Genomic DNA, 21,613 nt, shown 5'->3' with positions numbered 1-21,613 from the left:
TGCGCGGTCAATCATCGGTCGGCCGCTTGAACGCTGGGGCGCACTGCGAAGGTGCTCAGGCTGCTGCGAGGATCCCCCGGACCCGTCAGGGTCCGGGGGATCCTCGTCATTATTCCTTCCGGCTGAGTGCCCTGCGGCGGCCTCGTCCTCATCCGCTTTGATGACGGTCGGATGGGCGCCCCGCCCGGTAGAGGCGCGAGGTGTCGGACTCGTGAGGAAGGTAACTGGCTCTTCTCGGGTGGGGTGTGGTTGGGGTGTGGGGTGGTTGGTTTGGTACGGGGCGTGGGCCAACTCGCACACCCACCACGCTGTCACGGGGCACGACCATGGCAACCACTCCGATGACACCGCTCATCGACCTCGACCAGGCAGCACAGCACGAGGGCGCGCTCGGAGGCCAGATGCTGGCCGAGGACGTCGAGGCCGAGGTCGTCGGGATAACACAACGCCACCGGGTCAGGATCAGTGAAAGCAGTGTCAAGCACGCCGAGATCTTCCAGGCGGACGGCATAGGAAGCTTCATCCTCGGACAATCCCGACCTCTACCCACGGAACCGACCCGCCCGCACCAGAGCCCTCCCAACAGACCCGAAACCCACACTCCCAACCGGGAAGAGCCAGGTAACTGCGGCAATTCCGGTCACAAATGAATATCTTTGGTTACAGGATGGTCATTATTTGTTATTTATGTCGTGAGCTGGGTTAGATTCCAGAAGAGTCCACTGAGTGAGTCTCAGTGGTTCGCCCCTTGTCATGGCAACCATGGGAGGGCGACGCATCGCAGGTGAGCGCTGTTGCCCTGCCGCGCTGCGCCGTCCCCGGGGCTGGTGGCAGCAGTCCTGCTCGCGCCTGCATCGCCATCCTCCACCCCCCTCCCTCCCCGGGGGGATGATGAAAGGAATCCCAACACATGAAAACCTCCGTCTCCACTCTGGGGAGCCGGGCTGCTGCCGTAGCCTGGATCGCCGCCGTGGGCCTGCTCGGACTCGTCCCCCCGGCCGCGGCCGAAGAGGCGAACTACGGGAACATCAAGGAGAGCGCCACCGGCTCCATCACCATCCATAAGCACATCCAGAACGATGGCACTCGTGGAACAGCCGACGGTCAGAACGCCGTCGAGGGCGGACAGCCCGTTCAAGGTGTCCAATTCACCGCCTACCCGATCAGCGATATCGATCTCACGACCGTTGAGGGCTGGAGCGCGGTGACCGCGTTGAGCGCGGATGGCGCGATTCCCGCTTCGGCCTGCGCGAATCCCAGTACCCCGACTCTCGCCGGCCACACTATCAATGCCGGATCCGGGACCGCCTCGGGCGATACCGACAGTCAGGGACAGGCCACGATCGGGGGCCTGACGGTGAAGGCCTACCTCGTCTGCGAGACCAAGACCCCCTCGGATATCCTTCAGAAGGCGAAGCCCTTCGTCGTCACCGTGCCCCACCCCAACACCGCACCGGGCGAGGAGGGAGACTGGCTCTACGACGTCAACGTCTACCCGAAGAACGAGCGGATCGCGATCAGCAAGACCATCGATGATCAGCGCAATAACGGCTACGCGACAGGAGCCCTGGTCAAGTTCCCCGTGACCTCCACGCTTCCCGCCCTGGACGCCGGCTCTTACTACAAGTACTTCCAGTTCAAGGATGTCATGGACTCCCGCCTCACCGATCTCGCGGTGCCCGAGGTGAGTCTCGGTGGCACCGCGCTGACGGCGACCACCGACTATGAGGTGGTGGTGACGGGGCAGACCGTGACGGTCACCTTCACCGGCGCGGGCCTGACCAAGCTCAAGGCCGGTGCCGGCCAGGAGGTCAAGGCGGTGTTCCAGGGGAAGGTCGCCAGTGTCGGCAATGGCGTCATCCCGAACACGGCCCAGTTGATCGCCGACACCGTCTACGCGGATCAGCCGCCCAACCCGCAGACCCCGCCGCAGACCCCGCCGGGAACTCCCCTGACCTCCCCCGAGGTCAGGACCAACTGGGGTGACCTGAAGATCACCAAGGTGGACGCCCACTCCCTGGACGGGGGGAACGCGGGAAATGATGGGGATCTGGAAGACGACCCTTCAGCGCCTCTGGAGAGGCTCGTGATGCCCTTCCTCATGAACCCCCGAGCTCAGGCAGGTGGCAAGTCCGCTCTCAAGGGCGCTGAGTTCCAGATCTACAACGCCGCCACCCCCTACGCCGCCTCTTGCGCGGGGGCGACCAGGACGGGCGACCCCCTGAGTGTGAGCGGCCAGACCACGCTGACCACCGATGACCGGGGTGTGATCAGTATCGATGCGCTGTTCGTCTCCGACTCGGTGACCGATGCCAATCGTGATAATCAGCCCGGCGCCACCCAGCGCTGCTACGTACTGGTGGAGACCAAGGCCCCTGCCGGCTACGTCCTGCCTGCGCAGGCGGAGACCCCGGTGACGGTGAAAGTCGGCAATACCACTGAGGACAACATCACCATCGAGAACACCAAGCAAACCGTCCCCAACCTCCCCCTCACGGGCTCTCTGGGGAAGATCCTGCTCAGCGCTGCGGGCGTCGCCCTGCTCCTGATCGCCGCCGGAGCAGTCGCGGTTTCCCACCGCCGTGGACGCAGGGCCTCCTCGCTCTGACCCTCAAGGCCCCGGCCCTCAGGGCGGTGCGGCTGCCGGCCGCCCTGAGGGCCGGCAGCCGCTGCTGCGCGGCGGGCCGAACCACCTCATCTTGGAGGGGCGCAATCGTGTCCCCTTCCCGGAGGCAGCGGCCTCATACGCCGCGGCACTCTACGGCTCCCGCCTGCGGGGCGCGACGCCGGCCTCCGCAGGGCCCGCCTCTCCTCATCTTGGCCATCCTGGGGCCCTCTGATCCGAGGACAGCAGGAGCAGATCCGGGGGCCATTCGGGGCAGCCCCGATGGCGGCCCGAGCGATTACCAGCAGGTCTTCGACTGGATCGGTGGGGCGCGGGCGAACCTGCCCGTGGACCCGGCGCGCAACTCCCGGCGCGCGACCAGCTCGTGAGCGGGCTGGAGCACTTTCATCCACGGCAAGCCTCTCCGGCCGATGCCTGCGCTCCGACGGCAGCGATTGCTCCGACGTGGACGAGGGCCGGTCTCGATGCTCTTTGTTCCCACGTCGCCGCTGACCGGAGGGATGTGGAGAGCTCCTTCGTCCTAGGCGCGGCGGGACTGCCCGCCGTGGCGGCTGAATCGTCCGCCGCCGCCATGGAAGGCGGTGGGCATGGGACGAGAGCGCGTAGCGGTAAAAGCGATCGGATCGCAATCGTACGGGGCGCCCACCGAGCGGGAGACCCGATATGCTCGACCCTGATGGCCCATCCTGAGTCGGCGCTCGATCGATATCTGGGGGCTATCGAGTGGTTGCTTGATCCCAAGTCGGTTCCCATCGGCGCTTCCCGCAAGCTTCCACAAATATTGGTACGAGGGCCTCTCAGCCTGAGGGCCTGCACGGTGTCCCAAAATCGTGGTGCCAGCCCATCCCCGGGCAGATCCTGAAAGGAAATCCCTACTCATGCGTGCAACACGCTTCTCCAGAAGAGCGCTCGGAGTCGCCGGCGTCCTCAGCCTGGGTATCTCCGGACTTGTTGTGGCGACGACTGCGACTGCAGCAGATGGCAATATTGATGTTGCCAGGACTGGCTCGCTGACCGTTCACAAGTATCAGTCCGGCACGCTCAATCCCAATGGGACTCCGGATGGTAAGACTTCCGTCCAGGGCACTCCGGTTGCTGATGTCGTCTTCACGGTGCACCCGATTTCCAATCTGGACCTGAGCAAGCAGGAGTCCTGGAACGGCCTCGGCGACCTCAAGGTTCCTGTGACCGCCTGCGGCACTGATGGGAACACTCCCTCCCTCACGCTGCCGGACAACAAGGCCGCCACCTTCGATGCGGGCATCGCTCTGCCCAAGACCGACGCTCAGGGGACGGCCAAGAAGGATAGTCTCGCCGTCAAGGCCTACCTGGTGTGTGAGTCGAGCGCGCCTGCCTCTGTCAAGCAGAAGGCGGCACCGTTCCTCGTCACCATCCCGTTCCCGAACAATGAGGTGAATTCTCCAACGAGCCACGACGGCAACTGGCTGTACGACATCAACGTCTACCCCAAGAACGTCGTTGTGGACGCTCCTTCCAAGGAGGTCACCATCGAGGGGACCAAGCATGGCATCAAGACCGGGGAGCAGGTCACCTTCCCGGTGAGCGCCAAGGTGCCGAGTATCGGCGCGAATGATGCTTTCAAGTACTTCATCATCTCTGATCCGTTCAACGAGAACCTGCAGAACGGCAAGGTCAAGTCCGTCAAGATCGACGGTGCGGATGTCGATGCCGACAAGTACACGAAGACTGACGGCCAGACGTCGACCGTGGCCTTCACCAAGGCCGGACTCGAGCACCTCAAGACCAAGCTCGGCTCGACTGTCACCGTTGAGTTCACCGCCGATGTCAAGTCCGTGCCCGCTGACGGCGTTATTCCTAACGTCGCTAACCTTTACGTCGACACTATCCCCGGAACGCCGGATCGCCCCAGCACCCCGCCGGACCAGCCCCCGAGCACACCTCCCGCTCCGAACGATGATCCGGGCACGCCGAGCAACAAGGTGGTCTCCACATGGGGGAATCTCAAGATCGCCAAGCAGGACAAGGACAACTCCAAGGCCCTTGAGGGCGCAACCTTCCAGGTCTACAACGCCAGTGCCGCCACCGCCTATGCTGACGACTGCTCGACTGCGGTCAAGGAAGGCGACCCCATCGCCGTGGGCGCTGTTAGCGAGTTCACGACGGGCGCTGATGGCACCCTGAATGTTGAGGGACTGTTCGTTGACAAGAAGGTGGGTGTCGCGGGTGCTGCTGATGTCACACCGGATCACAACAAGCGATGCTACGTGATCGTCGAGACCAAGGCCCCGGCGGGCTACACCCTCCCAGCCACCGCGGACGCGACGAAGGGCGTGACCGTCCGCGCCGGTGTCTCCACCACCGCCGACATCACCGTGGACAACACCAAGACCACCGTTCCGCCCCTGCCGGTCACGGGTGCGGCGGGCAAGATCCTCATGACCGTCGGTGGCCTGTCGATCATGGCGATCGCCGTCGGCTTCGTGCTCGTAGCCCGCAAGCGCCGCGTCAACGAGGCCTGATGACCACTCCGGCAAGGGCGTGACCGCGCCCCGCACCGGGTGGCGCCAGCCCCTCAACCGCGCATGAGGTGGCGGGGAGGCACCAGCCTCCCCGCCACCTCCGCGCTTCCCTCCCTCGCCATCGCCCCATCCCACGACCACCACACCCAGCCGATCATCCGCCCGACCAAGCGTCGGCTCATCGGCCACCGGCCCCGCGTCGCCCTCACCTCGCCCACCCACCAGGAGCCCGAGACGCCATGAGCAGCACCACCGGCACTACCGACGTCGCAAGCGACACCCATGGGCCCGCCAGCCCCGATCATGCCGACGCTGCGAACACCCCCGGTAGCGCCTCCACCACTCCGGGAGCCGATGCCCCCACCCCTGGCAGGCGCTCATCCGAGCATCGCATCCATCGCGCCGAGCGCCGCTGGCGCCTCCGCGTCGCCAATCTCATCCCCGCCGTTCTCGCCATGGCCGGCCTCGCCCTCTTCTCCTACCCCAGCGTCGCCGCCTGGATCAGCCAGTACAACCAGTCCAAGGTAGTTGCAAATTACGAGGAGCAGGTCGATAAGGCGAAGCCCTCCGCCGAGGAACAGCTCGCCCAGGCCCATGCCTACAACGATGCCCTCTCCTCCGGCGCCGTCCTCGAGGCCAACACCAACATCCCCACCGGCGCCGGCGAGGCCCCCGACGATTCCCTCGACTACAACAAGATCCTCTCCGCCAACGCCGTCGGACTCATGGGCCGCCTGCGCATTCCCGCAATCGACCTCGACCTGCCCATCTACCACGGCACCTCCGACGAGGTCCTCCTGGCCGGCCTCGGCCACCTCCAAGGAACCTCCCTGCCCGTCGGAGGCAAGGGCACGCGCTCCGTCATCACCGGGCACCGCGGCCTCGCCAACGCCACCATGTTCACCAACCTCGACCAAGTCGGTGTCGGAGACACCTTCGCTCTCGAGGTCTTCGGCGAGGTCCTCAGCTACCGGGTTGTCGAGACGAAAGTCGTCGCCCCCGAGGAGACCGAGGCGCTGCGGGCCGACCCCGACCGCGACCTCGTCACCCTCGTCACCTGCACTCCGCTCGGCATCAACACCCACCGCATCCTCGTCACGGCCGAGCGCATCACCCCCACGCCCGCCGATGACCTCGCCGCCGCCGGCGCCAAACCGGAGATCCCCGGCTTCCCCTGGTGGGCCGTTTGGATCACCGGTGTCCTCGTCGCCGTCGGCCTCTACCTCTGGCGCACCGGCTACCCGCCCACAGCCACCGCCGCCGAGGATGACGACGACGAGAACGGCCCCAGCTCCCGCGCGAAGGACGCCGAGGACGTCCATGGCCCCGGGCGCGCCGACGGCGCAGCGGCCCATGGCGAGGAGGGCTACTGGACCGGCCCCCGGATAAGCGCGACGACAGCGGGCGCCGGCAGTGCCATCGGTGCGAGTAGCGATGCCGGCGCAGGCAGCGCCATCAGTGACGCGGCAGATAGCAGTGGAGCCCGCAGCGAGGACGCTGGAGCGACGCCCGCGCGGATCGGGGTCTACAGCGCGATCTCCCTGCGCAATGCCGTGACGCCCGAGGACCCTGACGCCGGGGCGCCTCCCGGACCGGACGAGAGCTGGTCGGCCCTCTCGCCCGAGGAGATCCGATGGGTGCCCTTGGCCCCGAATGACGCTGACGCCTCGAGAGGCGCTATCATACCGCCGGATCACACCAATCAACTCGCGATTCGGTGACGACTCTGGGAAGCGCGCACTCCGATCCCTACGCTCGGGCCGGTTCCCCACCCCCATCTCCTCCGCTCAGGAACCCTGGTTGCCCGCGCCTATTCGGGCAGCCAAGTGATGGAGCGGAACTGCGCTGCGCCACGGCGGGCGAGTCATCGCCGGCCCGCGAGGGCTCGCCCGATTCCCCGGCTACACCCCGAATGCCGAAGTCCCGCGTGCCGACCCATGCCCCACTTGCCGAGGCGAGCCGTCGTTCGTGATGAATCCGATACTTGATGGTTGTATCAGAATTGAATCGTGATCTTCTTGATGGGAGCCCTTGAAGGGCTCTCTATTAGACTAGAGGAGGCCGTTCTCGGCTTCAGGAGTTATGTCCCCTACTTTGGGTTGTAAAAATGTTACCTCCTCGTGCGCTCCCCGGGCATCATTATCGTTCTTCTCACTCATTCCGGCCGGGCGCTATGTGGCTGATAATCACCCTCGTGGTCGCTACTGCAATCGGAGCCATTGGCCTTGTCAGTGCTTCGATGGCAAGAGGTGCGGACTCCAATTTCACCGTCGATATCGGTGACACGGAGGCCGAGATCTCCGGCGTCCAGCAGGGTGGGTACGACCCCGACTGCGGCCACTACTATCCCGGGGGCGGCCTCGGAACCACGGGACCGGTCAGTGTCAGCAGTGGGCAGTGGGCCGGGATCAGCTACGGTATGTTGTCGGGGAGCCGCTGCCCGGGCTCCTACGGCACTGATCCCGTTAGGGACCGTACCGGCCAGACGTCCATGTCCTTCAGGCCCGCCGGGGGCGGGGAGAAGAATGTGGGTCAGATCTTCCTCGTCGGCACCATGCGCCACGACAACAATCCTGTGTTCGTCTCGTCTTACAAGGGGACGACCTACACGGGTTCCATCAGGGTCCGGCTCGCCAGGAACGTCCACGGTGGCGGTTACGCCATCAATCAGGTCTTCCCCTGGACCGAGGAGGACACGTACAATAATTGCACGGCGAGCCTCGATTCAACCGGCTCGATGGTCATCGGCCATAATGGGGGAGCGTTCGGCTCCCCCAGCGCCATCCCCACGGAATGGGGCTGGGATGCTGCCGGTCGCCTCGTCAGGCTCGGTGATGGCACCTATTATCAAAAAACCTACTACGACTACGCTGGTCGGCAGTTGCGTCAAGCTTATCACAGTGGTGGTCAACTGGGCGGAAAATATCGTCAGGAGGGATATTACTACTACTTCGCCACTGACGGTAATGATCTTGAGCGCGGGAACAAGGATGTCAATAATCGACAGTGTTCCGATGACAATCTGCGCATCACCGCCACGCGCTCCACTGAGATGTGGGAAGCCCCCAATGGCGTGAAGTACCAGCTCAAGCTCTGGGGATTCACCAACATCGGCAATTCCAGCCGATGCGATCCCGCCGTCGATCCGAACGCTCTAAGCGAGGCCTTCGTGACGAAGGAGCGCGCCACGTCCTATGGGTGCCTCTACGGCTCCCTGGAACAGGTGAGGCCCGTGACCTTCTCCAAGAGCGTGCAAGCTGATGAATCCGCGCGCGTGCCGGGAAAGGCGGGAGCAGTACCCCCGACCGCCGAATTCGACAACGTCTCCGAGGCGGGCTCCTACGGCGCTGACGCGTGGCCGACGATCGAATCCCTCACGCCGACTGACTGGGGTGAGGCGGGCAAGGTCGAGAGCACGCAGAATTACACTCTCCTCGCTCCCAATGACAAGGCCGCCGTTCGTGAGCGCGAGATGACGCCGGCCGCTGTCATCGCCGCCGACGGCACGGTGACGTCCTCGGGCTGGAGGCTCAACGGCGTGACGTGCACCTACGGCGATGACAGTAAGCGCCTCGAGCTCAGTGGCGCGGCCGGCGGCTACCTCGATGAGAAGCAGTTCGATCCCGCCACGCGCACGCTGAGCCTCGATCAGAGCAAGCTCGCACGACTGCGGACCGAGACGGACATCCACTGCGCGTGGAGCAATGAGTACGTCATGGCCCCCGGGCGGCTCACCCTGGTCAATGTCGTCGACTCCGGAACGGCCGCGCCCACGGAATGGACCCTCGCGGCCACGCCGAAGTCCACCGGCCTGTACGGTCAGAGGACCATCACCGGCGTCTCGGGGGATCAGGCGGTCACCGCGCAGTCCACCTCAGCCGGGACCTACAAACTGAGCGCCGCGGGAGGGCCTCTCGGCTACACGCAGAACGGTCAGTGGTCCTGCGCCGCCGCCGACGGTTCCTCCATCCCAGTGGCAGCGGGGGAGGAGCTCGCGCTCCCCGAGGGGGCGGAGGTCACCTGCACGGTCCGCCACAAGACAACAACCACGCCGGTGTCGGCGGTCAAGAGCGTCGCAGGCGCCTCGGACGGGGCGGCCTTGACCGACTACGCCCTCAACTACACCTGCGCGCCCGGTGCGGACGGGGCCGCCAAGGCGGAGGGCACTGTCAGGGTCGGCTCCGACGGCGCCTCGATCGCCCTGCCCGCGGCTCAGGCGGGCGCCACATGCGTCATCACCGAGCAGAAACTCGACGACGACGGCCTGAAGGCGGCGTCCCCCGATCACCGGGGCCGCTTCTCCTGGGGAGAGCCCTCGTTCGCGGTCGCCGTCGGCAAGGGCGGGGCCTCCACCCAGGTGGCGACCACCGCCGTGCCCGCCACCGACTCCGTGGGGCCGGGCGTGTCATTCACAGTGCCCGACTCCACTGACGGCGATGTCACCATCGCCGTGACCAATACCGTCGTGCCGCACGCGGGCGTGACCAAGACCTTCGACCGAGTGGTCAAGTCTCCGACCGTCGTCGGCGGAAGGGACACCTTCGACCAGACCTACACGGTTGTCGTGGCCAACCCCTCGACGGCGCAGGCCCTCGCCTACTCGGTGGACGACACCGCGGTGGCTCCCTCGGGCTCGGCCGTGAACTCCGTGACGGTCACCGGCGGGGATCCCGCGCACCCGGCGAGGGTGACCGGCCTCACCTGGAACGTCAAGGACGTCGACCTGGCAGCAGGGGCGAACCACACGTACACGGTGACGGTCAACGTCTCGACCCCCGACTCCGGCCTGACCGGATTGCAGAACTATCAGGGGGCGCAGTGCGTCGACGGCGCTCCCATGATACGGAACACGGCGACTGTGACGACGAAGGGGGATGCCCAGGGGGTGTCGGCCTCCGCATGCGGAGATGTCCCCGCGAACCCGAGCTTCTCGGCATCCAAGAGTGCTGTGGAGGTGACTCGCGATGCCGGTGAGGGCACGTTCACGGCCTCTTACGAGGTCACGGTGACCAACACCTCGCATGTGGATGCGGCGATCGCACAGGATGTCCGCGACCAGCTGGGACTGCCCGCCTCAGCCAAGGTGGACCGCGTCGAGGTCCGTGAGGGCGGCGCCCTGACCCGGACGATCCCCGGAGCCGAGGCCGCCATGAACGGGGGCTTCGTCCTGGCGGAGGCCGGAAGCGGCGATCCCCTGGTCAAGGTTCCCGATGGCGCGACCACGGGGGGCGGGACTCGCGTCCTCGGCGTTCGGGTCGTCTTCTCAGTGGACTCCTCCTATCCGGGATATGCGGCGGAGGACTATCGGTGCGGCGGCACGCGTGCCGACGGGCAGCCCTCAGGGCTGGTCAATACGGTCATCATGCAGGGCGATCGCACCACCGGGGACGACACGGCCTGTTTGTCCGCCGACTCGACGCTGAGATTCTCCAAGGTCGTGGCGACTCGCCCCGGCGCCGGATCGACCTTCGACGTCTCCTACACGATCAGCGTGGTCAATGAGGGCGCTCTTCCCGGCGACACCGGTCAGGTCAAGGACGCCCCGGTCTTCCCCGCGGGGCTGGTCATCAACGGCGTGACGGTTGCCAAGGACTCGGAAGCCCCGCGCGCGGTGGCGGCCGATGCCTCCGGCGTCTACCCGGTGTCGGACGGCGAGGCCGTCGCCTCCGGGCAGACCCTCACCTGGACGGTCAGCATCAACGTCTCGATCGATCCGAGCGCCGCGGGCTACACCGACGATGCCCTGGCCTGCGCCGCCGATGGCGATGGGGTCCTCCAGCCCGGGCGCGGCCTGTTCAACAGGGTCGTTCCAGAGGCGGGCAAGGACAAGAGCACCACGAAGAACCATGACACGGCCTGTGCGGACGTCGATCCCAATGCGGGCAGGCGCAGCATCACCTTGATCAAGACGGGAAGCCAGGGAAACCTCGACGGCGCGGCCTTCGACGTCTACCCGGTCGATCCCTCCAGCCCGGGGGCGGTGCCATTGGCCGGGGGCGTGGCCCCCACCGGGGCGAAGGGCGAGTTCACCGTCTCCGCCCTTCCCGTCAATCGCGAGTACTGGCTGGTGGAGACCAGGGCCCCGGCCGGGCACCAGCTCCTGGCCAATCCGGTGCGCATCAAGGTCACCGCGACGGGGATCGAGGTGCTCAACGCCCGTGATCTCGGGGGCTCGACGGCCACCGTGTCGGCCTCTGCGGGGCAGGATCTCGTCAACACCCTAACCATTGCCGACATCCAGGCCGGCACCCTGCCGCTGTCCGGAGGCCGCGGGATCGCCCCGCATATCCTCGCCGGCTCGGTGCTGGTCGGCATCGCAGGCGCGCTCATCGCGTTCTCCTCGAGGAGGTGCCGGCGCGCCGTCGGATGACTCCCCTCGGCCCGGCGCGACACGCCCGAGCGCGTGGGGCGGTGGTAGGTCTCACAGTCCTGGCTCTGCTCTCAGGTTGACCGGTCCGTGCCCCGCCCTGATAGCGTTGGTCAGTCGCCGGGGCCTGGCCCTGCTGCCGCGCTCGTCGTGGTGGCGCCCGCCAGCCTTGGCGGCCACCTCCCGGGGCCGCCCCGGGAACCAGTCTGACGGAGCCGATCATTGATCGGGTTTCCGTGTGTCCAGACCGGTCCACCCTCATCTCACCAGAGAGCCTCGCGGGTCGTCGCATTCGCGACACGCCCGAGCGCGTGGACCGGTCGCCCGAAAGTAAGAGAGGTTTGGCGCCATGGCGGGACAGAAGATCCGCATCCGGCTCAAGTCCTACGACCACGAGGTCATCGACTCCTCGGCGCGCAAGATCGTCGACGTCGTGACCCGCGCTGGCGCGACGGTCGTGGGCCCGGTGCCGCTGCCGACCGAGAAGAACGTGTTCTGCGTCATCCGGTCGCCCCACAAGTACAAGGACAGCCGCGAGCACTTCGAGATGCGCACGCACAAGCGGCTGATCGACATCATCGACCCGACGCCGAAGGCCGTTGACTCGCTCATGCGCCTCGACCTCCCGGCCGATGTCAACATCGAGATCAAGCTCTGAGGATCATCGCCATGACTACGCTTAACAAGCCGGCAGCCGCCGCGCCTGCCAAGGCGCTCCTCGGCACCAAGCTCGGCATGACGCAGATCTGGGACGAGAACGGAGTCCTCCGCCCCGTCACGGTCGTGCGCGTCGATTCCAACGTCGTGACCCAGGTCCGCACCGTCGAGACCGACGGCTACGAGGCCGTCCAGCTCGCCTTCGGCGAGATCGACGAGCGCAAGGTCACCAAGCCTCTCGCCGGCCACTTCGCCAAGGCCGGGGTCACCCCCCGCCGCCACGTGGCCGAGCTGCGCACATCCATCGCCTCGGAGTTCACCCCGGGCCAGGAACTCGGCGCGGACACCTTCGAGGTCGGCCAGCTGGTCGACGTCACCGGCACCTCCAAGGGCAAGGGCTTCGCGGGCGTCATGAAGCGCCACGGCTTCAAAGGCGTCTCGGCCTCCCACGGCGCGCACCGCAACCACCGCAAGCCCGGCTCCGTCGGCGCCTGCGCCACGCCCGGCCGCATCTTCAAGGGCCTGCGCATGGCCGGCCGCATGGGGCACGCCACCACCACCGTCCAGAACCTCAAGGTCCGCGGCATCGACGCCGAGAAGGGCTACCTTCTCGTGGGCGGCGCCGTCCCGGGCCCCAAGGGGCAGGTCGTCGTTGTCCGCACGGCCGTGAAGGGAGCCTGAGACCATGGCTGAGAACCAGACCCTCGCCGTCACGATCGTCGACTCCAAGGGCGTCAAGAAGGGCACCGCCGAGCTCCCCGCGGAGATCTTCGACGTCGACCTCAACATCCCGCTCATGCACCAGGTCGTGGTGGCCCAGCTCGCCGCGGCCCGCCAGGGCACTCACGCCACGAAGACCCGCGGCATGGTCCGCGGCGGTGGCAAGAAGCCCTACCGCCAGAAGGGCACCGGCCGCGCCCGCCAGGGCTCCACCCGTGCCCCCCAGTTCACCGGCGGTGGCACTGTCCACGGTCCGCAGCCGCGCGACTACACCCAGCGCACTCCCAAGAAGATGAAGGCCGCCGCTCTCCGCTCGGCCCTGTCGGACCGCGCCCGCAACGGCCGCATCCACGTCATCACCGAGTTCGTCACCACCGAGAAGCCCTCAACCAAGTCGGCCCTCGGCGCGCTGCGCAACCTGACGGACCGCAAGGCCCTCGTCGTCGTCACCCGCGAGGACGACCTGAGCCGCCTGAGCCTGCGCAACGCCCCCGAGGCGCACGTCCTGTGGGCCGACCAGCTCAACACCTACGACGTCCTGGTCAATGACGACGTCGTCTTCACTTCCGCTGCCCTGGACTCGTTCCTCGGCAAGGGCGAGGAGGAGTCCAAGTGAGCCTCGAGAAGTCCAAGAACCCTCGCGACATCATCATCGCGCCGGTCGTCTCCGAGAAGTCCTACACCTGCATGGACCGTGGCCAGTACACGTTCCTCGTGGCGCCGAGTTCCAACAAGACCGAGATCAAGATGGCCATCGAGTCCATCTTCAACGTCAAGGTCGACTCGGTGAACACGGCCAACCGCAAGGGCAAGACCCGCCGCACCCGCACCGGGCTCGGCAAGTCGAAGGACACCAAGCGCGCGATCGTCACGCTGCGCGAGGGGACCATCGACATCTTCGGCGACGTGGCGAACTGACACGGACACGGAAGGTAAAGGATCGACATGGGAATCCGTAAGTACAAGCCGACGACGCCGGGTCGCCGCGGCTCCTCCGTGGCCGACTTCGTCGAGATCACGCGCAGCGAGCCCGAGAAGTCCCTCGTTCGCCCGCTCCACAAGACCGGTGGTCGCAACAACAACGGCCGAGTCACCACCCGCCACAAGGGAGGCGGCCACAAGCGCGCCTACCGCCTGATCGACTTCCGTCGTCATGACAAGGACGGCGTGCCCGCCAAGGTCGCTCACATCGAGTACGACCCCAATCGCACCGCGCGCATCGCCCTCCTGCACTACTTCGACGGCGAGAAGCGCTACATCATCGCTCCGAACAAGCTCGCTCAGGGCGACGTCGTCGAGGCCGGTCCGAATGCGGACATCAAGCCCGGCAACAACCTCGCGCTGCGCAACATCCCCACCGGTACCGTCGTGCACGCCGTCGAGCTGCGCCCCGGTGGCGGCGCCAAGATCGCCCGCTCCGCCGGCACCTCCGTCCAGCTCGTCGCCAAGGAGGGCAAGTACGCCACGCTGCGCATGCCCTCCGGTGAGATCCGGATGGTCGAGGTCGCCTGCCGCGCCACGGTCGGCGAGGTCGGCAACGCCGAGCAGTCCAACATCAACTGGGGCAAGGCCGGCCGCATGCGCTGGAAGGGCGTGCGCCCGACCGTCCGCGGTGTCGTCATGAACCCGGTGGACCACCCGCACGGTGGTGGTGAGGGCCGCACCTCCGGCGGCCGCCACCCCGTCTCTCCGTGGGGCAAGCCCGAGGGCCGTACCCGTCGTCCCAACAAGTCCAGCGACCGCCTCATCGTGCGTCGTCGTCGGACCGGCAAGAAGCGCTGATAGGAGCTTGATATGCCGCGCAGTCTGAAGAAGGGTCCCTTCGTCGACGACCACCTGCAGAAGAAGGTGGACGCCCAGAACGAGAAGGGCACCAAGAACGTCATCAAGACCTGGTCCCGTCGTTCGGTCATCACGCCGGACTTCCTCGGACACACTTTCGCCGTTCACGACGGCCGGAAGCACGTCCCGGTCTTCATCACCGAGTCCATGGTGGGCCACAAGCTCGGCGAGTTCGCCCCGACCCGCACCTTCCGCGGGCACGTCAAGGACGACCGCAAGTCGCGCCGCTGACGCGCGGAGAGTTGAGAGGCAAAGAAGAACTATGGAAGCTAAGGCGCAGGCCAAGTACGTGCGCTGCACGCCGATGAAGGCTCGCCGCGTCGTGGACGTCGTCCGCGGCAAGCGCGCCGTCGAGGCCGTCAACGTGCTCCGTTTCGCCCCGCAGGCCGCTGCCGTGCCGGTGCGCAAGGTCATCGAGTCCGCCATCGCCAACGCTCGGTTCAAGGCCGAGGCCGCGGGAGAGCGGTTCGACGAGAACGATCTGTTCATCACCGAGGTGTTCGCCGATGAGGGCCCGACCCTCAAGCGGTTCCGCCCGCGGGCCCAGGGCCGCGCGAGCCGGATCCTCAAGCGCACCAGCCACATCACCGTTCACGTCGGCGATCGTGCCGACATCGCACGCAAGGAAGGAGCCCGGTAATGGGGCAGAAGGTCAACCCGACCGGGTTCCGCCTGGGCATCACCACGGACCACCGCTCGCGCTGGTTCGCGGACTCGACGAAGCCCGGTCAGCGCTACCGCGACTTCGTCGAGGAGGACGTCAAGATCCGTCGCCTCATGGCCGATGGCATGGAGCGGGCCGGCATCTCCAAGGTCGATATCGAGCGCACTCGCGACCGCGTCCGCGTCGACCTGCACACCGCTCGCCCCGGCATCGTCATCGGGCGCCGTGGTGCTGAGGCCGAGCGCCTGCGAGGCTCACTGGAGAAGCTGACCGGTAAGCAGGTTCAGCTCAACATCCTCGAAGTCAAGAGTCCCGACCTGGATGCCCAGCTCGTCGCCCAGGGCATTGCCGAGCAGCTCGCCTCCCGCGTGTCCTTCCGCCGCGCGATGCGCAAGGGCATGCAGTCCGCTATCCGCGCCGGCGCCAAGGGCATCCGTGTCCAGTGCTCCGGCCGTCTTGGCGGCGCTGAGATGAGCCGATCCGAGTTCTACCGCGAGGGCCGCGTGCCGCTGCACACCCTGCGCGCGAACATCGACTACGGCTTCTACGAGGCCAAGACCACCTTCGGCCGGCTCGGCGTCAAGGTATGGATCTACAAGGGTGATCTCACCGAGCGTGAGTTCGCCCGCCAGCAGGCCGAGTCCGCCCCGCGCGGCCGTGGGGGTCGCTCCGGCGACCGCCGCGGTGCGCGGCGTGGCGAGCGCGGCGCGCGTCAGGGCGGCGAGCAGCAGGTCGAGCAGGCGCCGACCACCGAGAACGCTGCCGCCACGCAGAGAACGGAGGCCTGAGCCGTGCTCATCCCCCGCCGGACCAAGTTCCGCAAGCAGCACCGCCCGCACCGCTCGGGCATGTCCAAGGGCGGCAACCAGCTCGCCTTCGGTGATTTCGGCATTCAGGCCCTCGAGCCCGCCTATGTCACCAACCGCCAGATCGAGGCGGCCCGTATCGCCATGACCCGCCACATCAAGCGTGGCGGCAAGGTGTGGATCAACATCTTCCCGGACCGTCCGCTGACCAAGAAGCCCGCCGAGACCCGCATGGGCTCCGGTAAGGGCGCCCCGGAGTGGTGGATCGCCAACGTGAAGCCCGGTCGCATCATGTTCGAGCTCGGGGGCGTCCCCGAGGAGCTCGCCCGTGAGGCCATGCGCCGTGCGATGCACAAGCTCCCGATGAAGACCCGTTTCGTGACTCGTGAGGGTGGTGACGTCTGATGGCTATCGGATCCCAGGGGCTGACCCCCGCCGACCTCGACGGCATGGACAACGAGCGCCTTGCCGAGGAGCTCACCAAGGCGAAGGCCGAGTTGTTCAACCTCCGGTTCGCCTCGGCGACCGGACAGCTCGAGGACCACGGCCGGCTCAAGGCGGTGCGCCGCGACATCGCCCGTATCTACACCATCGTGCGCGAGCGTGAGCTCGGCATCCGTACCGCTCCGAGCAGCCAGGAGTCCAAGTGAGCGAGCAGACCACCAGTACTGAGGCCGCCCCCGAGCGCAACCAGCGCAAGGTCCGCCGCGGCTACGTCGTCTCCGACAAGATGGACAAGACCATCGTCGTCCTCGTCGAGGAGCGCTACAAGCACTCCCTGTACGGCAAGGTCATCCGTCGGTCCAAGAAGGTCAAGGCCCACGACGAGAACAACACGGCCGCCGTTGGCGACCTCGTCTCGATCATGGAGACCCGTCCCCTGAGCGCCACCAAGCACTGGCGCCTCGTGGAGATCATCGAGAAGGCCAAGTGACCTCCGGCTGATCCAACGGCATCACGGCGCCGCGGCGCCCGCACCCAGCGGGCCGCCGCGGCGCCGTCGTCATTCTCCCCTCCCTCCTTCCCCTCCGAGACCGGTCGAAAATAGGAGCGAGACCGGTCGAAATCATGATCGAGACCGGTTCGGCGGGATGGCCGCCTATCGCACACCGGGGCGCAGGCCTCCGGATTCGCGCTCATGAGTGGTCAGCAGCGCCGTGATCGGAGGAGCATCGCGTGCCGACGGCGGCAGCGCGTCCCAGATGCGGCGCACCGCGGCGCGCGTGTCCCTCAGATCCTCGGGACTCAGACGCAGCATGTCGAACCCGACGTCGCGGATCGCCCCCTCCCGAACCTCCCGGCGCCGCAGCTCGCCGTCGGGATCCTCCGCGAGCTTCATCTCCCCGTCGATCTCCAGGAGGAGGCGAACGAGCAGCCAGCCGAGATCCGCGAAGTACACGCGGCCGTCGGCCCCGCGCACGGGTATCTGCACCTGTGGGGGAGTGAGGCCTGACGCCAGACAGAGGCGCCGGGCCTCGGACTCCCATACCGACTGGCTCATCGCGGTTGCGGCGAGCACAACCGCCTGAGCGCGCCGGTAGCCCCGCTGGCCGGTCCACTCCTCCAACCGCGAGAGGAGCCGACGTCGCAGTTCCGCGCACGCCGTCTCGATCCGGTGCCGGTGATCCCACGGGTGCTCGCCCGCGCCTACCGCTACGGCGAAGAGGGAATCGACGACGGCGAGCGCCCGATCGGGCTGCAGGAAGCGCGCGCAATCGAGGATCGTACGCTCCAGGCCGGTGACGCGCAGCCCGCTCAGATCGACGACATCGCGGTCGTCCAGCGGCATATGGTGACGCACGATCGGCCTGGCCTCGAGGAGACGACGGCGCTCGGCTCGCGAGGCGTCGCGGGATGAGACCCTGCCCGGGTTGCGCGGGCTCGGCCGACGTCGCAGACCGCCGGGCTTCCAGGAGGTCACGAGGTGGATCGTCCGAGTCTCGGACATCGCCCTCGCCCCGTGGATGCGCGCGGCGGCCTCCTGGCAGACGACGCCGTCGAGCCCCTCGGCGCCACAGGACTCGATGATCGCGTCCCTCGCCCGGGAGCATGTGCGCCAGTGCGGCTCATCCGGGTCGGCGCGGATCGCGGTGCCACGACGTATCGCCTGGATGGCGCCGGTCTCACGATCCGGCTGGGAACTCCGTGCGCCGACGTGGACATGGGGAATGCGCTGGGAGCCGTCGGTGGTGTGCATCTCTCAAGCGTCGCCGCTGAGGTTCGCTCATGAAAGAGGGTCGGGAAATCTGTGGAAAACCGACCGGTCTCGTTGCTGTTTTCGACCGGTCTCGGTGGGAGGGGGAGGCTGGTGAGGAAGGGCACAGGGTGGGAGTGGGCCTGTGGTATCCGGGGCCTTCGGCGCTGCACTAGGCTGTGACAGTTGCGTGCGCCCTCGGCGCGCCCATCAGAGACCCCGCGCCTCTGCGCCTGTGTCTGATGGGACCCACGCCTCGTGGACTCCTCCTGCCCCCGGGCCGGGGGAGCAGCGCGCAGGAACATCAAGAACGTTCGGCAAGGCTCGGGGGGACCCGAGAACCGGCTCGACGAAGGAGAACACCCTATGATCCAGCAGGAGTCGCGACTGAAGGTCGCCGACAACACCGGTGCCAAGGAGATCCTGTGCATCCGTGTGCTCGGCGGCTCGGGACGGCGCTATGCGGGCATCGGCGACACGATCGTCGCCACTGTCAAGGACGCAGTCCCGGGAGGCAGCGTCAAGAAGGGCGACGTCGTCAAGGCGGTCGTCGTCCGCACCCGCAAGGAGCGCCGTCGTCCGGACGGCTCGTACATCCGCTTCGATGAGAACGCGGCCGTCATCCTCAAGAACAACGATGGGGAGCCGCGCGGCACGCGCATCTTCGGTCCCGTCGGCCGTGAGCTTCGCGAGAAGAAGTTCATGCGCATCGTCTCGCTCGCCATGGAGGTGATCTGAATATGGCACGCATCAAGAAGGGCGACCAGGTCATCGTCATTGCGGGCAAGGACAAGGGCAAGACCGGCCGCGTCCTGGAGGTCATCAAGGCCACCGACCGCGTCGTCGTCGAGGGCGTTCAGCGCGTGACCAAGCACGTCAAGGTCGGGCAGTCTGCCCAGGGCGCTCGCACCGGCGGCATCGAGACCGTCGAGGCCCCGATCCACATCTCGAACGTGATGCCCATCGACCCCCAGACCAAGAAGCGCACTCGCGTCGGCTTCCGCGTTGAGGAGGGCGTGCGGCCCAACGGCCGCAAGCGCACCGTTCGCGTCCGTTACGCCAAGGCGAGCGGGAAGGACCTCTGATGAGCGACAAGATCACCCCCCGTCTCAAGACCAAGTACGCCGAGGAAGTGCTCCCCGCCCTCCGTGACGAGTTCAAGCACGCCAATGTCATGGAGATCGGCCGCGTCTCCAAGGTCGTGGTCAACATGGGCGTGGGCGAGGCCGCCCACGACTCCAAGATGATCGAGGGCGCCGTTCGCGACCTGGCTGCGATTACCGGCCAGAAGCCCCAGATCACGAAGGCCCGCAAGTCCATCGCGCAGTTCAAGCTGCGCGAGGGCCAGCCGATCGGTGCGCACGCCACGCTGCGCGGCGACCGCATGTGGGAGTTCCTCGACCGCCTCATCTCGATCTCGCTGCCGCGAATCCGCGACTTCCGCGGAATGAGCCCCAAGCAGTTCGACGGCAATGGCAACTACACCTTCGGTCTCACGGAGCAGGCTGTGTTCCACGAGATCGACCAGGACTCGATCGACCGCGTCCGTGGCATGGACATCACCATCGTGACCACGGCCAAGACCGATGAGGAGGCCCGCTCGCTGCTCGCGCGGCTCGGCTTCCCCTTCAAGGAGAAGTGACATGGCGAAGACCGCTCTCATCCAGAAGGCGAACCGGAAGCCGAAGTTCGGTGTTCGCGCCTACACGCGCTGCCAGCGCTGCGGCCGCCCGCACTCCGTGTACCGCAAGTTCGGCCTGTGCCGTATCTGCCTGCGGGAGATGGCCCTCGGTGGCGAGCTCCCCGGCGTGAGCAAGTCCAGCTGGTAAGAACTTACGTCGCAGGTCCGATGAGGAAACCACGACGAGGAAGGGCCAAGGCCCACTCATGACTATGACAGACCCGATCGCAGACATGCTGACCCGTCTGCGCAACGCAAACAGCGCCTACCACGACACCGTCTCGATGCCGTCGAGCAAGCTCAAGGTCAACATCGCCGCGATGCTGAAGACCGAGGGCTACATCGCCGACTACGAGGTCACGGACGCCGAGGTCGGCAAGACGCTCACGCTGAGCCTCAAGTACGGAGCCAACCGCCAGCGGGCCATCCAGGGCCTCAAGCGGATCTCCAAGCCCGGCCTGCGCGTCTACGCGAAGTCCACGAACCTGCCCAAGGTCCTCGGCGGCCTGGGGGTGGCCATCCTGTCCACCTCCTCCGGCCTCCTGACCGACCGCCAGGCCGAGAACAAGGGCGTCGGCGGGGAAGTCCTCGCCTACGTCTGGTGAGAGAAAGGAACGGAGGAACACCATGTCGCGTATTGGACGACTCCCCGTTCCGGTTCCCGCCGGAGTGGACGTCACCATTAACGGCAACGAGGTGACGGTCAAGGGCCCCAAGGGCACCCTGAGCCGCGTCATCTCCGAGCCCCTGACTGTGACCAGGCAGGATGACGGCACGATCCTCGTGACCCGTCCCGACGACGAGCGCCGCTCGCGCTCGCTCCACGGCCTGTCCCGCACACTCATCAACAACATGGTCATCGGTGTCACCGAGGGCTTCGTCAAGAACCTCGAGATCGTCGGGACCGGTTACCGCGTCGCCGCCAAGGGCTCGGCCATCGAGCTCTTCCTCGGCTTCTCGCACACCGTCGTCGTCGAGCCCCCCGAGGGCATCACTTTCACGGTGGACGGCAACCTGAAGATCGCAGTCTCCGGCATCTCCAAGGAGCAGGTCGGCGAGGTCGCCGCGAATATCCGCAAGATCCGCCCGCCGGAGCCCTACAAGGGCAAGGGCGTGCGCTACGCCGGCGAGAACGTGCGCCGCAAGGTCGGAAAGGCTGGTAAGTGACCATGGCTTACTCGATCAAGAGGGGCAAGTCCAAGGCGATTGCCCGCAAGATCCGCCACCAGCGCGTGCGCAAGCACGTCACTGGCACGCCCGAGCGGCCGCGTCTCGTCGTCACCCGCTCCAACCGCCACATGGTCGCCCAGGTCGTCGACGACACCATCGGCCACACCCTGTGCTCCGCCTCGACCCTCGAGGAAGCCTGCAAGGGCGTCGAGGGCCACAAGGTCGGCGCCGCCCACAAGGTCGGTGAGCTGGTGGCCGAGCGCGCCAAGGCGCTGGGCATCGAGGCGGTCGTCTTCGACCGCGGTGGAAACAAGTACCACGGCCGTGTCGCCGCCGTCGCTGACGGCGCCCGCGAGGGCGGCCTGGCGCTCTGAGCGCTGAGACG

The 21,613-nt window shown here is 66.8% G+C and carries 25 protein-coding genes; 23 read left to right on the top strand and 2 right to left on the bottom strand.

From position 1 onward, the window contains the following. Positions 1 to 311: 311 nt before the first annotated feature. Positions 312 to 485, bottom strand: coding sequence for a hypothetical protein (locus tag B6G06_RS10250; RefSeq protein ID WP_164505208.1), 174 nt, complete (start codon positions 483 to 485; stop codon positions 312 to 314). A gap of 425 nt (positions 486 to 910) precedes the next feature. Between B6G06_RS10250 and B6G06_RS07260 the strand changes: the two genes are divergently transcribed. The 16 genes from B6G06_RS07260 (at position 911) to rpsQ (ending at position 17,117) form a co-directional block, all read left to right on the top strand. After that, positions 911 to 2,608: a SpaH/EbpB family LPXTG-anchored major pilin gene (locus tag B6G06_RS07260; protein ID WP_081171751.1), complete on the top strand. Its 1,698-nt coding sequence runs from the start codon at positions 911 to 913 to the stop codon at positions 2,606 to 2,608. Positions 2,609 to 3,504: 896 nt separating this feature from the next. Next, the gene (locus B6G06_RS07255) at positions 3,505 to 5,127 is read left to right on the top strand and encodes a SpaH/EbpB family LPXTG-anchored major pilin (RefSeq protein ID WP_081171749.1); all 1,623 of its coding nucleotides are present in this window, start codon (positions 3,505 to 3,507) and stop codon (positions 5,125 to 5,127) included. Positions 5,128 to 5,190: 63 nt separating this feature from the next. Further along, positions 5,191 to 5,370 (top strand): hypothetical protein, encoded by a 180-nt coding sequence (locus B6G06_RS07250; RefSeq protein ID WP_081171747.1) that lies wholly within the window; start codon positions 5,191 to 5,193, stop codon positions 5,368 to 5,370. Then, positions 5,367 to 6,848: a class C sortase gene (locus B6G06_RS07245; RefSeq protein WP_081171745.1), complete on the top strand. Its 1,482-nt coding sequence runs from the start codon at positions 5,367 to 5,369 to the stop codon at positions 6,846 to 6,848. Before B6G06_RS07250 ends, B6G06_RS07245 begins: the two co-directional genes overlap by 4 nt. A 518-nt stretch (positions 6,849 to 7,366) precedes the next feature. Next, positions 7,367 to 11,497, top strand: coding sequence for a SpaA isopeptide-forming pilin-related protein (locus B6G06_RS07240; protein WP_081171743.1), 4,131 nt, complete (start codon positions 7,367 to 7,369; stop codon positions 11,495 to 11,497). 346 nt (positions 11,498 to 11,843) lie between these two features. Further along, positions 11,844 to 12,152 (top strand): 30S ribosomal protein S10, encoded by a 309-nt coding sequence (rpsJ, locus tag B6G06_RS07235; RefSeq protein ID WP_005987219.1) that lies wholly within the window; start codon positions 11,844 to 11,846, stop codon positions 12,150 to 12,152. Positions 12,153 to 12,163: 11 nt separating this feature from the next. Continuing rightward, positions 12,164 to 12,832, top strand: coding sequence for a 50S ribosomal protein L3 (gene rplC / locus B6G06_RS07230; RefSeq protein WP_080461944.1), 669 nt, complete (start codon positions 12,164 to 12,166; stop codon positions 12,830 to 12,832). A gap of 4 nt (positions 12,833 to 12,836) precedes the next feature. Further along, positions 12,837 to 13,487, top strand: coding sequence for a 50S ribosomal protein L4 (rplD, locus tag B6G06_RS07225; RefSeq protein WP_080461943.1), 651 nt, complete (start codon positions 12,837 to 12,839; stop codon positions 13,485 to 13,487). Continuing rightward, positions 13,484 to 13,789, top strand: coding sequence for a 50S ribosomal protein L23 (gene rplW, locus B6G06_RS07220; RefSeq protein ID WP_080461942.1), 306 nt, complete (start codon positions 13,484 to 13,486; stop codon positions 13,787 to 13,789). The genes rplD and rplW overlap by 4 nt, the downstream gene beginning before the upstream one ends. A gap of 27 nt (positions 13,790 to 13,816) precedes the next feature. After that, a complete protein-coding gene (gene rplB / locus B6G06_RS07215) occupies positions 13,817 to 14,653 on the top strand; it encodes a 50S ribosomal protein L2 (RefSeq protein ID WP_080461941.1) in 837 nt (278 codons plus the stop codon). 12 nt (positions 14,654 to 14,665) lie between these two features. Next, positions 14,666 to 14,944: a 30S ribosomal protein S19 gene (gene rpsS, locus B6G06_RS07210; RefSeq protein WP_009748893.1), complete on the top strand. Its 279-nt coding sequence runs from the start codon at positions 14,666 to 14,668 to the stop codon at positions 14,942 to 14,944. A gap of 31 nt (positions 14,945 to 14,975) precedes the next feature. Further along, a complete protein-coding gene (rplV, locus tag B6G06_RS07205; RefSeq protein WP_080461939.1) occupies positions 14,976 to 15,353 on the top strand; it encodes a 50S ribosomal protein L22 in 378 nt (125 codons plus the stop codon). Continuing rightward, positions 15,353 to 16,165, top strand: coding sequence for a 30S ribosomal protein S3 (gene rpsC, locus B6G06_RS07200; protein ID WP_081171741.1), 813 nt, complete (start codon positions 15,353 to 15,355; stop codon positions 16,163 to 16,165). The genes rplV and rpsC overlap by 1 nt, the downstream gene beginning before the upstream one ends. Before the next feature lie 3 nt (positions 16,166 to 16,168). Further along, positions 16,169 to 16,588, top strand: coding sequence for a 50S ribosomal protein L16 (gene rplP, locus B6G06_RS07195; RefSeq protein WP_080461937.1), 420 nt, complete (start codon positions 16,169 to 16,171; stop codon positions 16,586 to 16,588). Beyond that, on the top strand, positions 16,588 to 16,833 hold the full coding sequence (gene rpmC, locus B6G06_RS07190; protein ID WP_017177314.1) for a 50S ribosomal protein L29: 246 nt from the start codon (positions 16,588 to 16,590) through the stop codon (positions 16,831 to 16,833). The genes rplP and rpmC overlap by 1 nt, the downstream gene beginning before the upstream one ends. Next, positions 16,830 to 17,117 (top strand): 30S ribosomal protein S17, encoded by a 288-nt coding sequence (gene rpsQ / locus B6G06_RS07185; protein ID WP_017177313.1) that lies wholly within the window; start codon positions 16,830 to 16,832, stop codon positions 17,115 to 17,117. Before rpmC ends, rpsQ begins: the two co-directional genes overlap by 4 nt. A 165-nt stretch (positions 17,118 to 17,282) precedes the next feature. Here rpsQ and B6G06_RS07180 read toward each other — a convergent pair whose 3' ends face one another. After that, positions 17,283 to 18,380 carry a hypothetical protein gene (locus tag B6G06_RS07180; RefSeq protein ID WP_081171739.1) on the bottom strand — a complete coding sequence of 366 codons (1,098 nt, stop codon included), beginning with the start codon at positions 18,378 to 18,380 and terminating at the stop codon, positions 17,283 to 17,285. A 363-nt stretch (positions 18,381 to 18,743) separates the two neighbouring features. Between B6G06_RS07180 and rplN the strand changes: the two genes are divergently transcribed. Genes rplN through rplR form a run of 7 tightly spaced genes read left to right on the top strand, consistent with a single transcriptional unit; the run spans position 18,744 to position 21,602 of the window. Next, positions 18,744 to 19,115 carry a 50S ribosomal protein L14 gene (gene rplN / locus B6G06_RS07175; RefSeq protein ID WP_073451440.1) on the top strand — a complete coding sequence of 124 codons (372 nt, stop codon included), beginning with the start codon at positions 18,744 to 18,746 and terminating at the stop codon, positions 19,113 to 19,115. A 2-nt stretch (positions 19,116 to 19,117) separates the two neighbouring features. Beyond that, positions 19,118 to 19,462 carry a 50S ribosomal protein L24 gene (rplX, locus tag B6G06_RS07170; RefSeq protein ID WP_080461935.1) on the top strand — a complete coding sequence of 115 codons (345 nt, stop codon included), beginning with the start codon at positions 19,118 to 19,120 and terminating at the stop codon, positions 19,460 to 19,462. Next, on the top strand, positions 19,462 to 20,019 hold the full coding sequence (gene rplE / locus B6G06_RS07165) for a 50S ribosomal protein L5 (protein WP_080461934.1): 558 nt from the start codon (positions 19,462 to 19,464) through the stop codon (positions 20,017 to 20,019). Before rplX ends, rplE begins: the two co-directional genes overlap by 1 nt. Position 20,020: 1 nt before the next feature. Next, the gene (locus B6G06_RS07160) at positions 20,021 to 20,206 is read left to right on the top strand and encodes a type Z 30S ribosomal protein S14 (RefSeq protein ID WP_017177308.1); all 186 of its coding nucleotides are present in this window, start codon (positions 20,021 to 20,023) and stop codon (positions 20,204 to 20,206) included. Between the two features lie 58 nt (positions 20,207 to 20,264). Then, a complete protein-coding gene (gene rpsH / locus B6G06_RS07155; RefSeq protein WP_017177307.1) occupies positions 20,265 to 20,663 on the top strand; it encodes a 30S ribosomal protein S8 in 399 nt (132 codons plus the stop codon). 22 nt (positions 20,664 to 20,685) lie between these two features. Further along, complete coding sequence (rplF, locus tag B6G06_RS07150) at positions 20,686 to 21,225, top strand: 50S ribosomal protein L6 (RefSeq protein WP_080461933.1); 540 nt, start codon at positions 20,686 to 20,688, stop codon at positions 21,223 to 21,225. A gap of 2 nt (positions 21,226 to 21,227) precedes the next feature. Beyond that, positions 21,228 to 21,602 carry a 50S ribosomal protein L18 gene (gene rplR / locus B6G06_RS07145; protein WP_080462073.1) on the top strand — a complete coding sequence of 125 codons (375 nt, stop codon included), beginning with the start codon at positions 21,228 to 21,230 and terminating at the stop codon, positions 21,600 to 21,602. Positions 21,603 to 21,613 lie beyond the last annotated feature (11 nt).

This window comes from Actinomyces gaoshouyii (genome assembly GCF_002076915.1).
Classification (GTDB): Bacteria; Actinomycetota; Actinomycetes; order Actinomycetales; family Actinomycetaceae; genus Actinomyces; species Actinomyces gaoshouyii.
Note: the sequence above shows the minus strand (reverse complement) of the source record. Positions and strands in the feature narration are given on the sequence as shown.

Bases quoted from the DNA above. Each gene is read 5' to 3' on its own strand.
- rpsC (WP_081171741.1), top strand. From the start codon at position 15,353: ATGGGGCAGAAGGTCAACCCGACCGGGTTCCGCCTGGGCATCACCACG.
- rpsJ (WP_005987219.1), top strand. From the start codon at position 11,844: ATGGCGGGACAGAAGATCCGCATCCGGCTCAAGTCCTACGACCACGAG.
- B6G06_RS07245 (WP_081171745.1), top strand. From the start codon at position 5,367: ATGAGCAGCACCACCGGCACTACCGACGTCGCAAGCGACACCCATGGG.
- rplN (WP_073451440.1), top strand. From the start codon at position 18,744: ATGATCCAGCAGGAGTCGCGACTGAAGGTCGCCGACAACACCGGTGCC.
- rplF (WP_080461933.1), top strand. From the start codon at position 20,686: ATGTCGCGTATTGGACGACTCCCCGTTCCGGTTCCCGCCGGAGTGGAC.
- rplC (WP_080461944.1), top strand. From the start codon at position 12,164: ATGACTACGCTTAACAAGCCGGCAGCCGCCGCGCCTGCCAAGGCGCTC.
- rpsS (WP_009748893.1), top strand. From the start codon at position 14,666: ATGCCGCGCAGTCTGAAGAAGGGTCCCTTCGTCGACGACCACCTGCAG.
- rplD (WP_080461943.1), top strand. From the start codon at position 12,837: ATGGCTGAGAACCAGACCCTCGCCGTCACGATCGTCGACTCCAAGGGC.
- rplE (WP_080461934.1), top strand. From the start codon at position 19,462: ATGAGCGACAAGATCACCCCCCGTCTCAAGACCAAGTACGCCGAGGAA.
- B6G06_RS07260 (WP_081171751.1), top strand. From the start codon at position 911: ATGAAAACCTCCGTCTCCACTCTGGGGAGCCGGGCTGCTGCCGTAGCC.
- rpsH (WP_017177307.1), top strand. From the start codon at position 20,265: ATGACTATGACAGACCCGATCGCAGACATGCTGACCCGTCTGCGCAAC.
- B6G06_RS07160 (WP_017177308.1), top strand. From the start codon at position 20,021: ATGGCGAAGACCGCTCTCATCCAGAAGGCGAACCGGAAGCCGAAGTTC.
- rplX (WP_080461935.1), top strand. From the start codon at position 19,118: ATGGCACGCATCAAGAAGGGCGACCAGGTCATCGTCATTGCGGGCAAG.
- B6G06_RS07180 (WP_081171739.1), bottom strand. From the start codon at position 18,380: ATGCACACCACCGACGGCTCCCAGCGCATTCCCCATGTCCACGTCGGC.
- rpmC (WP_017177314.1), top strand. From the start codon at position 16,588: ATGGCTATCGGATCCCAGGGGCTGACCCCCGCCGACCTCGACGGCATG.
- rplR (WP_080462073.1), top strand. From the start codon at position 21,228: ATGGCTTACTCGATCAAGAGGGGCAAGTCCAAGGCGATTGCCCGCAAG.
- B6G06_RS07250 (WP_081171747.1), top strand. From the start codon at position 5,191: ATGAGGTGGCGGGGAGGCACCAGCCTCCCCGCCACCTCCGCGCTTCCC.
- B6G06_RS07255 (WP_081171749.1), top strand. From the start codon at position 3,505: ATGCGTGCAACACGCTTCTCCAGAAGAGCGCTCGGAGTCGCCGGCGTC.
- B6G06_RS07240 (WP_081171743.1), top strand. From the start codon at position 7,367: ATGGCAAGAGGTGCGGACTCCAATTTCACCGTCGATATCGGTGACACG.
- rplB (WP_080461941.1), top strand. From the start codon at position 13,817: ATGGGAATCCGTAAGTACAAGCCGACGACGCCGGGTCGCCGCGGCTCC.
- rplV (WP_080461939.1), top strand. From the start codon at position 14,976: ATGGAAGCTAAGGCGCAGGCCAAGTACGTGCGCTGCACGCCGATGAAG.